Origin of the sequence: Pseudomonas sp. SR18 (assembly GCF_023701505.1) — a bacterium.
Lineage (GTDB): Bacteria > Pseudomonadota > Gammaproteobacteria > Pseudomonadales > Pseudomonadaceae > Aquipseudomonas > Aquipseudomonas cyclaminis.
The window spans coordinates 198919-210383 of record NZ_JAMQAU010000011.1; the positions used below are offsets into that span (position 1 = coordinate 198919).

Consider the following 11465-nt stretch of genomic DNA (forward strand, 5'->3'; position numbering starts at 1 on the left):
CACTAGGTCCAACATCCATGCGTCGTACCCTGATTTCAATCTGCGTGTTGCAGGCGTTTTCCCCCTTCACCTGGGCGGATGTCGCGCCTACCGAGCAAACCAGCCTGGAGTTGCAAGCGACCAATGTGACCGGTACGGCCGACTATGAAACCGCTCAGGGACCGGTCAAGGGCTACCACGCCACACGCTCAGCCAGTGCGACGCGTACCGACACCTCGATTCATGAAACCCCGCAGTCCATCAGCGTGGTGTCCAAGGATGTAGTCGAGGATATCGGCGCTACCCGCCTGCAAGACGCCCTCGACTATGCCGGCGGCGTCGGCCGTGCCAACAATTTTGGCGGCCAGGGCCTGACCACCTTCACCGTGCGCGGCTTCACCACCGGCGAGTTCTACCGCAACGGTTTCCCGATCAACCGTGGCTACCCGAACATGCCGGACGCCAACACCATCGAACGCCTCGAAGTACTGCGCGGCCCAGCGACCATGCTCTACGGCCGTGGCGACCCAGGCGGAACCTTCAACGTGGTGTCCAAGCAACCGCTGCCCGAGCGTACCGTGACCCTCGGCAGCCAGTTGAATGACCAAGGCATGAAACGCGGCACCCTGGACGCCTCCGGCCCGCTGGATGAAGAAGGTCGCCTGGCCTATCGCCTGAACGTGGTGGGCGAGGGCGGCGATACCTTCCGTGACCACGTGGAAACCGAACGCTACGGCGTGACGCCGGTGATCACCTGGCAAGCTACTGATGAGACGAAGGTGATCTTTGAAGGTGACTTCATGCGTAACAATCATCCGTTGGATCGTGGTTTGACGCGTTTTTCCACGCAGAAAGGCACCGCGTCCCGCGATACCTTCTGGGGTGATAAAGACGTCGGCAAGTTGCACAACGACAACAACATGGCCCAGCTGCGTTTCGAGCACATCCTCAACGAAGACTGGACCCTGGGCGGTGGTTTTCAGTGGTTGGACGGCACGCTTCAAGGCAACGCCATCGAGGCCAACAGCCTGGCCGCCGACGGCCACACCCTCAACCGCAACTTCAACTACCGCAAGTTGGAGTGGACCGACAAGGACACCCAGCTCAACCTTACCGGTCATTTCTCCACGGGTGGTTTCGAGCATACCTTGCTGACCGGCGTGGAATTCGAGGACTACGACTACAAGTCGATCATCCAGCGTTCCGCCGCCGCCTACACCAGCGATATCTTCAACCCGGTGTACGGCAAGCCGCGTCCTGCCTTGGTCAACACGCCGACGAACGATAAAGAAAACCTCAAGACCTACGCCGCCTTCGTCCAGGACCAGGTCGCCCTGACCGAGCGCTTGAAGGTGCTGGCGGGCGCCCGTTTCGAGCGGTTTGAGCACAAGTACGAGACGTACGTCGCCAATACCAAGAGCTGGGAGGCCAGCGATAACGCAGTGACGCCACGTGTCGGCTTGATCTACGACCTCACTGACTCCCTCGCCGTGTACGCGGATGCCGCGCGTTCATTCAAGCCGAATACGGGCGCCACTCGGACCGGTGAGGGCTTTGAGCCGGAGAAGGGCAAGTCTTATGAAATGGGCATCAAGTGGGAAGCGCTGGATCGCCAGTTGAGCATCGACGCTGCGGTTTACCAGATCGATAAAAAGAATGTCCTGACTACCGATCCGCTGGATACCAACTCCAGGGTCGCCGCCGGCCAGGTCCGCAGTCGCGGTTTTGACTTGAACGTCGCCGGCAATCTCACCCCCGAGTGGCGCGTAATTGGCGGCTACGCCTACGTGGATGCCGAAGTCACCAAGGACAACACCCTGCGCGCCGGCACCCACCTCGCCAACATCCCGCGCAACAGCTTCAGCCTGCTAAACGTGTATGAATTCCAAGATGGCAGCCTCAAGGGGCTGGGACTGGGAGCAGGTGCGAAATACGTGGATGAGCGCGTCGGCCAGACCTCCAACACGCCGTTCACGATGGACGCCTACACCGTGGTCGACCTGCTCGGCTACTACAAGGTCAACGAGAAAGTCCGGCTCAACCTGGACGTGAAGAACCTGTTCAACCGTGACTTTGAAGAAGGCGCATTCGGTAATTTCTACGCCTACCCAGGCGCCCCGCGTACAGTCCAGGTCGGCATCGCCTACACCCTCTAACGGCCTGTACAGCTCCAATGTGGGAGGGGGGCTTGCCCCCGATAGCGGTGGATCAGTCACAGCAATACTGACTGATCTATTGCCATCGGGGGCAAGCCCCCTCCCACATTTGCTTTCACCAGGCTCTAGAGCGGCGTAAGCACATTCATCACCGTATCCAACGCCACCCGCGTGTCATCCAGCTGCACCAGCGACGCATGCCGTGCGCCCAGCGCGTCACGGTTCTGGATCGCGGTGAGGATCGCCTTGTGCCGGGGCAGGCTCAGGCCCTGGATGTCCGGGCGGCGGTTGGTGATATTGATCGACTCGCGCAACGGCAACGACAGCATGTTGCACATATACGCCAGCAGGTCGTTGCGCGTGGCGTCGGCAATGGCGCGGTGGAAGTCCAGGTCGGCCTGCAACAGGTCTTCGTGGGTCTTCGCGGTTTCCATGCCGGTGTAGGCTTTTTCGATGGTGGCGATGTCTTCATCGGTCGCCGTCGTGGCGGCCATGGCGGCGATTTCCGGTTCGAGGATGCGCCGCACCCCGGCCAGGGTATTGAAGAATTCACTGTGGGGCGTGGACTGCATCAACCATGACAACACATCCGGGTCCAGCAGGTGCCACTTCAGCCGAGGCCTCACCACCGCGCCCACCCGTGGCTTGGAATACACCAGGCCCTTGGCGCTGAGCACCCGGGTTGCCTCGCGCAGCACCGAGCGGCTGACCTTGTACTCCTCGCAGAGCGTGGCCTCCATGGGCAGTCTTTCTTCGGGCTTGAAGCGGCCGGAAACGATGTGCATGCCCAAGTCCTGAACGATCTGGGCATGCATGCTCTTGCGCGGCTTGGGCGGCTGGTGATCCATAACGACGGGGAGGCTCTGGCTTAAAGACGCGGCATCATAGCATCCCAATTAGTGGGAATGACGGGGGACTTCCGCCCCACGGCAACCCACCAGGAAGTCAAAGTCGCAGCCCTGGTCCGCCTGCAACACATGGTCGATGTACAGCTGGCGGTAGCCGCCGACGATCAGGTTTTGCGGTGGCTTGAGGTCGGCCATGCGCGCCGCCAGCTCTGCGTCGGGGATGTCCAGGTGCAAACGGCCGTTGGCGCAGTCCAGTTCGATCCAGTCACCTTCCTTCACCGTGGCCAACGGCCCGCCCGCGGCCGCTTCCGGCGCGACGTGCAATACCACCGTGCCATACGCCGTGCCGCTCATGCGCGCATCGGAAATACGCACCATATCGGTCACACCCTGGGCCAGCAGCTTGGCCGGCAAGCCCATGTTGCCGACTTCGGCCATGCCCGGATAACCCTTGGGCCCGCAGTTTTTCATGACCAGGATCGAGTTGGCGTCCACATCCAGCTCGGGGTCGTTGATGCGCGCCTTGTACATGTCGAAGTTCTCGAACACCACCGCACGGCCGCGATGCTGCATCAGCTCCGGGCTGGCGGCCGATGGCTTGAGTACCGCCCCCAATGGCGCCAGGTTGCCGCGCAGCACGCAGATGCCGCCGTCGGCGCGGATCGGGTTGTCCAGTGTGCGGATCACTTCGTCCTGGCCGTAGATCGGCGAGTCCTTGGTGTTTTCGCCGAGCGACTTGCCGTTGACGGTCAACGCGTTCGGGTGCGGGATCAGGTTGGCTTCGCCCAGGCGACGCAGTACGGCGGGCAGGCCACCGGCATAGTAGAACTCTTCCATCAGGAAGCGGCCCGACGGCTGCAGGTCGACGATGGTCGGCATGCCACGGCCCATGCGGGTCCAGTCGTCCAGGTCGAGCTCGACGCCGATGCGCCCGGCGATGGCTTTGAGGTGGATCACGGCGTTGGTCGACCCGCCGATGGCGGCGTTCACGCGGATCGCGTTTTCAAAGGCCTCTTTAGTGAGGATCTTCGACAGCTTCAAGTCTTCACGCACCATCTCTACGGCGCGCATGCCGGACATATGCGCCAGCACATAACGCCGCGCATCCACCGCCGGAATCGCCGCGTTGTGCGGTAGCGAGGTACCCAATGCCTCGGCCATGCAGGCCATGGTCGACGCGGTGCCCATGGTGTTGCAGGTGCCCGCCGAACGCGACATGCCGCCCTCGGCCGCAAGGAAATCATCCAGGGTAATGGTGCCGGCCTTCACTTGTTCACTGAGCTGCCACACCACGGTGCCCGAGCCGATGTCCTGGCCCTTGTGCTTGCCATTGAGCATCGGCCCGCCGGTGACCACGATGGCCGGCACGTCGCAACTGGCGGCGCCCATCAGCAGGGCGGGGGTGGTCTTGTCGCAGCCGGTCAGCAGCACCACGCCGTCGATGGGGTTGCCGCGAATGGCTTCCTCCACGTCCATGCTCGCCAGGTTGCGCGTCAGCATGGCGGTGGGGCGCAGGTTGGATTCGCCGTTGGAGAACACCGGGAACTCCACCGGGAAGCCGCCGGCCTCGATCACGCCGCGTTTGACGTGCTCGGCGATCTGGCGAAAGTGCGCGTTGCACGGGGTCAGCTCCGACCAGGTGTTGCAGATACCGATGATCGGCTTGCCATGGAACTGATGGTCGGCAATGCCCTGGTTCTTCATCCAGCTGCGGTACATGAAGCCGTTCTTGTCGGCGGTACCAAACCACTGGGCGGAGCGTAGGCCGGGCTTTTTATCAGACATGATCGATTCTCTTATTGTATGACTATATGTTCTCTCTGCGGCTAAACATAAGCGCAAAATGTTCGCTTTGGAAGAGTTGTTTTGCAAATAGTCCTACTATATAGTCTGGCTTAACTGAGGTATGACCCTGGCGGATGTTCCGCGAGAGGCATCCCCGATTCCTATAAGAACAACAATCGGAGATCGACCCCATGAGCGAGGAATTGCGGCTTATCCGGCGCATCACGCTGAAACTGATTCCCTTCCTGATCCTGCTCTACCTGATCGCCTACGTGGACCGCTCCGCCGTGGGCTTTGCCAAGTTGCACATGGGCGCCGACGTCGGTATCGGTGATGCAGCCTATGGCCTGGGCGCGGGGTTGTTCTTCATCGGCTACTTCCTGTTCGAGATCCCCAGCAACCTGATGCTCGACCGCTTCGGCGCGCGGCGCTGGTTCGCACGGATCATGATCACCTGGGGCGCCATCACCATTGGCATGGCGTTCGTGCAGGGGCCGCACAGCTTCTATGTGATGCGCTTTCTGCTCGGTGCGGCCGAAGCCGGGTTCTTCCCAGGCGTGCTGTACTACATCACCCAGTGGTTCCCGGTGCGCCATCGCGGCAAGATCCTCGGGCTGTTCATCCTGTCCCAACCCATCGCGATGATGATCACCGGCCCGGTGTCCGGCGGCTTGCTGGGCATGGACGGCATCCTCGGCCTGCACGGCTGGCAGTGGCTGTTTATCGTGATCGGCACCCCGGCGATCCTGCTGACCTGGCCGGTGCTGCGTTACCTGCCGGATGGTCCCAGGCAGGTCAAGTGGATGACCGACGCCGAAAAAACCTGGTTGACCGACGAACTCAACAAAGACCTGCAAGCCTACGGCCAGACCCGCCATGGCAACCCCTTGCATGCGCTCAAGGACAAGCGCGTGTTGCTGCTGGCGCTGTTCTACCTGCCGGTGACCCTGAGCATCTACGGCCTGGGCCTGTGGCTGCCGACGCTGATCAAACAGTTCGGCGGCAGCGACCTCACCACCGGCTTTATCTCGGCGGTGCCGTACATCTTCGGCATCATTGGCCTGCTGATCATCCCGCGCAGTTCCGACCGCTTGAATGACCGCTACGGCCACCTCGCCGTGCTCTATGTGCTGGGCGCCATCGGCCTGTTCTGCAGCGCCTGGCTGAGTGTGCCGGTGCTGCAAATGGCGGCGCTGTGCCTGGCGGCATTTGCGATGTTCTCGTGCACGGCGGTGTTCTGGACCTTGCCGGGGCGCTTCTTCGCCGGCGCCAGTGCGGCGGCTGGCATCGCGTTGATCAACTCGGTGGGCAACCTCGGCGGCTATATCGGCCCGTTCGTGATCGGCGCACTCAAGGAATACACCGGCAACCTGGCCTCGGGCTTGTACTTCCTGTCCGGGGTGATGCTGTTCGGGCTGCTGCTGACCGGCGTGGTCTATCGCCTGCTGGAGCGCAAGCATGTGCTGCCCGCCGACCAGTTCGCCGTCAGCGCCCGTGGCGCCACACGTACTTAATCTAGGAGAACCTTCATGCGTTTAGTGCAGTTCGAACTCAATAATGGCGAGCGCCGCGTTGGCGTGGTGGAAGGCAAGCAACTGCGTGAAGTGCGCAGCGCCCACAGCGTGCGCGAACTGGCGCTGGCCGCCATCGAAGCGGGCGTCAAGCTGCAGCAGCAGGTCGACAGCCTCGGCCTGGGCGACAGCCACGACTACGCCGCCTTGCTGGCCGAACAAAAAATCCTGCCGCCCCTGGACCACCCCGATCCGGCCCACATGCTGATCAGTGGCACCGGCCTGACCCACCTGGGCAGCGCCGCGGCGCGGGACAAAATGCACCAGGGCGGTGACGACAGCGCCTTGACCGACACCATGCGCATCTTCAAATGGGGCGTGGAGGGCGGCAAACCCGCCGCCGGCCAGGCGGGTGTGCAGCCTGAATGGTTCTACAAAGGCGACGGTAGCATCGTGGTGCGCCCAGGCCAGGCCTTCCCGGTGCCGCCATTTGCCGAAGATGCCGGTGAGGAGCCGGAAATCGGCGGCCTCTACGTGATCGGCCACGACGGCAAGCCCTATCGCCTGGGCTTCGCGGTGGGCAATGAGTTCTCCGACCACGTAATGGAGCGCAAGAACTACCTGTATCTGGCTCATTCCAAACTGCGCAGTTGCAGCTACGGCCCGGAGCTGCGCGTCGGCGAACTGCCCCAGCACCTGGCCGGCACCAGCCGCATCCTGCGTAACGGTGAGGAAATCTGGCGGAACGAATTCCTCAGTGGCGAGGCCAATATGTGCCACAGCCTGGAAAACCTCGAATACCACCACTTCAAGTACAGCCAGTTCCTCAAGCCGGGCGACGTGCACATTCACTTCTTCGGCACCGCCACCTTGTCATTCGCCGACGGTATACGTACCCAACCGGGGGATGTGTTCGAGATCAGCCAGGCTGAGTTCGGCGCGCCGTTGATCAACAGTGTCGGCAGCGTCGATGCGGTGTTCGAACCCGGCAATGTCATCACCCTTTAAGGAGCGCAACATGACCCAGTTTCTCGGCCACAACTTCATCGGCGGCCAGCGTAGCGCCAACGGCAGCGTTACGCTGCAAAGCGTCGACGCCAGCACCGGCGAAGCCTTGCCCCAGGCGTTCTACCAGGCCACCGCGCAGGAAGTCGACGCCGCCGCCCAGGCCGCCGCGCAGGCTTACCCGGCGTACCGTGCATTGAGCGCCGCACGTCGTGCACAATTTCTGGATGCGATCGCTGACGAGCTGGATGCGCTGAGCGATAACTTCGTTGAGCTGGTCTGCCGTGAAACCGCCTTGCCAGCGGCCCGCATCAAGGGCGAGCGCGGACGTACCAGCGGCCAGATGCGCCTGTTCGCAACCGTGTTGCGTCGCGGCGACTTCTACGGTGCGCGCATCGACAAAGCCCTGCCGGATCGCCAACCACTGCCGCGTCCGGACCTGCGTCAATACCGCATCGGCCTCGGCCCGGTAGCGGTGTTTGGCGCGAGCAATTTCCCCTTGGCATTCTCCACGGCAGGCGGTGACACCGCCGCCGCGCTGGCCGCCGGTTGCCCGGTGGTGTTCAAGGCGCACAGCGGGCACATGGCGACGGCTGAACAGGTCGCCAATGCAATCATCCGCGCCGCTGAAGCGACCGAGATGCCGGCCGGTGTGTTCAACATGATCTTTGGCGGTGGCGTCGGCGAGGCGCTGGTCAAGCACCCGGCGATCCAGGCCGTGGGCTTCACCGGCTCCCTCAAAGGTGGCCGCGCCCTCTGCGATATGGCCGCGGCGCGTCCGCAACCGATCCCGGTGTTTGCCGAGATGTCGAGCATCAACCCGGTGATCGTGTTGCCTCAGGCGTTGCAGGCGCGGACCGAGACCATCGCCCGTGATCTCACCGCGTCGGTGGTGCAGGGCTGTGGCCAGTTCTGCACCAACCCTGGCCTGGTGATCGGTATTGCCTCGCCGGCATTCACTGCGTTCACCCAGCAGGTGGCGCACTTGATCGGCGAGCAACCGGCGCAAACCATGCTCAACGCCGGTACCTTGAGCAGCTACGGCAAGGGCCTGGAAAAACTCCTCTCGCACCCTGGCATTAAACATCTGGCAGGCAGCACCCAGGCGGGCAATCAGGCGCAACCGCAGCTGTTCAAGGCCGATGTGCGCCTGTTGCTCGATGGCGATGACGTGCTGCAAGAAGAAGTTTTCGGCCCCACCACGGTGTTTATCGAAGTGGCGGACCAGGCCCAACTCAGCGCCGCGCTGCACGGCCTGCACGGTCAACTCACTGCCACGATCATTGGCGAGCCGGCGGACTTTCAGCAGTTCGCCGAACTCACGCCGCTGCTGGAACAGAAAGTCGGGCGCATCCTGCTCAACGGCTACCCGACCGGCGTGGAAGTCTGCGATTCGATGGTGCATGGCGGCCCGTACCCGGCCACGTCCGATGCCCGTGGCACCTCGGTCGGCACCTTGGCCATCGATCGTTTCCTGCGTCCGGTGTGCTTCCAGAACTACCCTGATAGCCTGCTGCCCGATGCGTTGAAAAACGCTAACCCGTTGCGTATCCAGCGCCTGGTGGATGGCACGCCATCGCGCGATTCGCTGTAAGGAACCCGGAGGTTTCATGTCGTGTAAGGCCGTCACTGCACACCGTGCGCAATTGGGCGAAGGCCCGTTCTGGGACGCGCCCACCCAGGCGCTGTATTGGGTCAATATCGCCGGCAAACAGGCCTTGCGCCTGATGGAAGGGCAGTTGCAGATCTGGCAATTGCCCGAGCACGTCTCGGCCTTTATCCCGTGTGAAAGCGGCGATGCCTTGGTGACCTTGAGCAGCGGCGTCTACCGCCTGGACCTGGTCACCGAAGCCCTGACCCTGCTGTGCGTGGCCGACCCGCAACCGGGCAACCGTGGCAATGAAGCGCGCTGCGATGCCCAGGGTCGGCTGTGGCTGGGCACCATGCAGAACAACATCGGCGAACACGGCGAAGACCTGCCGATCACACGGCGTTCCGGTGGCCTGTTTCGCATCGACGCCGATGGGCAGGTCAAGCCGTTGCTGAGCGGCCTGGGCATTCCCAACACCTTGCTCTGGAACGAGGAGGGCAGCCGGGTGCACTTTGGCGACAGCATGGATGGAACGTTGTACCAGTATGCGATCCAGCCCGACGGCCAACTCGAACCGGCACAGGTCTGGTTCGGCCCGCACACACGGGGCGGTCCGGATGGCTCGGCGATGGATGCCGAAGGCTATGTCTGGAATGCCCGTTGGGACGGCAGTTGTCTGTTGCGTCTGACGCCCGATGGCGAGGTGGATCGCATCATTGAATTGCCCGTCAGCCGGCCCACCAGTTGCGTATTCGGTGGGCCCGACCTCACCACGCTGTACATCACCAGTGCCGCCAGTCCATTGGATCACTCCCTGGACGGTGCGGTGCTGGCTATTGAAGTGGATATTCCTGGCAAACCTTGCCATCGCTTTGCCGGTTAAACCCCAAGACTCAAAAACAACAACAAGAGGTGTCGTTCATGAAAAAAGTCCTACGCGTCCTTGCCGCCGCCGTTGCGTTAAGCAGCCTCAGCAGCATCGCCTCAGCCGAAGAAGTAAAGATCGGCTTCCTGGTCAAACAAGCCGAAGAACCCTGGTTCCAGACCGAATGGGCCTTCGCCGAAAAAGCCGGTAAGGAACACGGTTTTACCGTGATCAAGATCGCCGTGCCCGATGGCGAAAAAACCCTCTCTGCCATCGACAGCCTGGCTGCCAACGGCGCCAAGGGCTTTGTGATCTGCCCGCCGGACGTGTCCCTCGGCCCGGCCATTGTGGCCAAGGCCAAGCTCAATGGCTTGAAAGTCATGGCCGTGGATGACCGCTTTGTCGATGCCAAGGGCAATTTCATGGAGGACGTGCCGTACCTGGGCATGGCCGCGTTTGAAGTCGGCCAGAAACAGGGCGCCGCCATGGCCGCCGAAGCGAAAAAACGCGGTTGGGATTGGAAAGACACCTACGCGGTGATCAACACCTTCAATGAACTCGACACCGGCAAAAAACGCACCGACGGCTCGATCAAATCCCTCGAAGAAGCCGGCATCCCGAAAGACCATATCCTCACCGCCGCGCTGAAAACCCTCGACGTGCCCGGCAGCATGGACGCCACCAACTCGGCGCTGGTCAAGCTGCCCAGCGGCGCGAAAAACCTGATCATCGGCGGCATGAACGACAACACCGTGCTTGGCGGCGTGCGCGCCACGGAAAGCGCCGGCTTCAAGGCGGCCAACGTGATCGGCATCGGCATCAATGGCACCGACGCCATCGGCGAACTGAAAAAGGCCGACAGCGGCTTCTTCGGCTCGATGCTGCCAAGCCCGCATATCGAGGGCTACAACACCGCGCTGGCGATGTACGAGTGGGTGACCACCGGCAAGGAACCCGCCAAGTACACCGCGATGGATGAAGTGACCCTGATCACCCGCGCCAACTTCCAGGAAGAACTGACCAAGATCGGGCTGTGGAAATGAGTACGGCGGCCCTGCGGTTCGAGGGGATCGGCAAGACCTTTCCCGGGGTCAAGGCGCTGGACGGCATCAGCTTCAGCGCCCAGCCGGGGCAGGTGCACGCGTTGATGGGCGAGAACGGCGCGGGCAAGTCGACGCTGCTGAAAATCCTCGGCGGCGCTTACATCCCAAGCACCGGCACCGTGCAAATCGGCGAGCAGACCATGGCGTTCAAATGCGCGGCGGACAGCATCGCCAGCGGCGTCGCGGTGATCCATCAGGAGCTGCACCTGGTGCCGGAAATGAGCGTCGCCGAGAACCTGTTCCTCGGCCATCTGCCGTCGCGCTTCGGCGTGGTCAATCGGGGCCTGCTGCGCAAGCAGGCCCTGGCTTGCCTCAAGGGCCTGGCGGATGAAATCGATCCTGAAGAAAAGCTCGGGCGGCTGTCCCTGGGCCAACGCCAACTGGTGGAAATCGCCAAGGCGTTGTCCCGTGGCGCCCATGTGATTGCCTTCGACGAACCCACCAGCAGCCTGTCGGCGCGGGAGATCGACCGCTTGATGGCGATCATCACGCGCTTGCGCGATGAGGGCAAAGTGGTGCTCTACGTGTCGCACCGCATGGAAGAAGTGTTCCGCATTTGCAACGCGGTGACGGTGTTCAAGGACGGCCGTTACGTGCGCACCTTTGACGACATGAGCGCGTT

Annotated in this window: 9 protein-coding genes; 7 read left to right on the top strand and 2 right to left on the bottom strand. The window is 62.4% G+C overall.

Annotated features, from left to right (window positions below; translation table 11 throughout):
- The first annotated feature begins 17 nt into the window (after positions 1-17).
- Complete coding sequence (locus tag NDJ82_RS17800) at positions 18-2135, top strand: TonB-dependent siderophore receptor (RefSeq protein ID WP_112194760.1); 2118 nt, start codon at positions 18-20, stop codon at positions 2133-2135.
- Between the two features lie 125 nt (positions 2136-2260).
- Here the strand turns inward: NDJ82_RS17800 and NDJ82_RS17805 are convergent, their stop codons facing one another.
- Entirely contained in the window at positions 2261-2983 is a 723-nt protein-coding gene (locus tag NDJ82_RS17805) for a FadR/GntR family transcriptional regulator (RefSeq protein ID WP_099584588.1), read from the bottom strand.
- 48 nt (positions 2984-3031) lie between these two features.
- Complete coding sequence (locus tag NDJ82_RS17810; RefSeq protein ID WP_099584589.1) at positions 3032-4768, bottom strand: IlvD/Edd family dehydratase; 1737 nt, start codon at positions 4766-4768, stop codon at positions 3032-3034.
- Positions 4769-4959: 191 nt separating this feature from the next.
- On the opposite strand from NDJ82_RS17810, the gene NDJ82_RS17815 reads away from it, so the two are divergent.
- The 6 genes from NDJ82_RS17815 to NDJ82_RS17840 form a co-directional block, all read left to right on the top strand.
- Complete coding sequence (locus NDJ82_RS17815) at positions 4960-6282, top strand: MFS transporter (protein ID WP_250925985.1); 1323 nt, start codon at positions 4960-4962, stop codon at positions 6280-6282.
- Between the two features lie 15 nt (positions 6283-6297).
- Positions 6298-7287 (top strand): AraD1 family protein, encoded by a 990-nt coding sequence (gene araD1 / locus NDJ82_RS17820; RefSeq protein WP_099584591.1) that lies wholly within the window; start codon positions 6298-6300, stop codon positions 7285-7287.
- Positions 7288-7297: 10 nt separating this feature from the next.
- Complete coding sequence (locus NDJ82_RS17825) at positions 7298-8878, top strand: aldehyde dehydrogenase (NADP(+)) (protein WP_250925986.1); 1581 nt, start codon at positions 7298-7300, stop codon at positions 8876-8878.
- 16 nt (positions 8879-8894) lie between these two features.
- Positions 8895-9758 (top strand): SMP-30/gluconolactonase/LRE family protein, encoded by an 864-nt coding sequence (locus NDJ82_RS17830; RefSeq protein WP_250925987.1) that lies wholly within the window; start codon positions 8895-8897, stop codon positions 9756-9758.
- Positions 9759-9796: 38 nt separating this feature from the next.
- Positions 9797-10783: a substrate-binding domain-containing protein gene (locus tag NDJ82_RS17835; RefSeq protein WP_112194766.1), complete on the top strand. Its 987-nt coding sequence runs from the start codon at positions 9797-9799 to the stop codon at positions 10781-10783.
- Positions 10780-11465 (top strand): ATP-binding cassette domain-containing protein (locus NDJ82_RS17840; protein ID WP_284738627.1); only part of this gene is annotated, 686 nt, incomplete at its 3' end. The genes NDJ82_RS17835 and NDJ82_RS17840, both read left to right, overlap by 4 nt.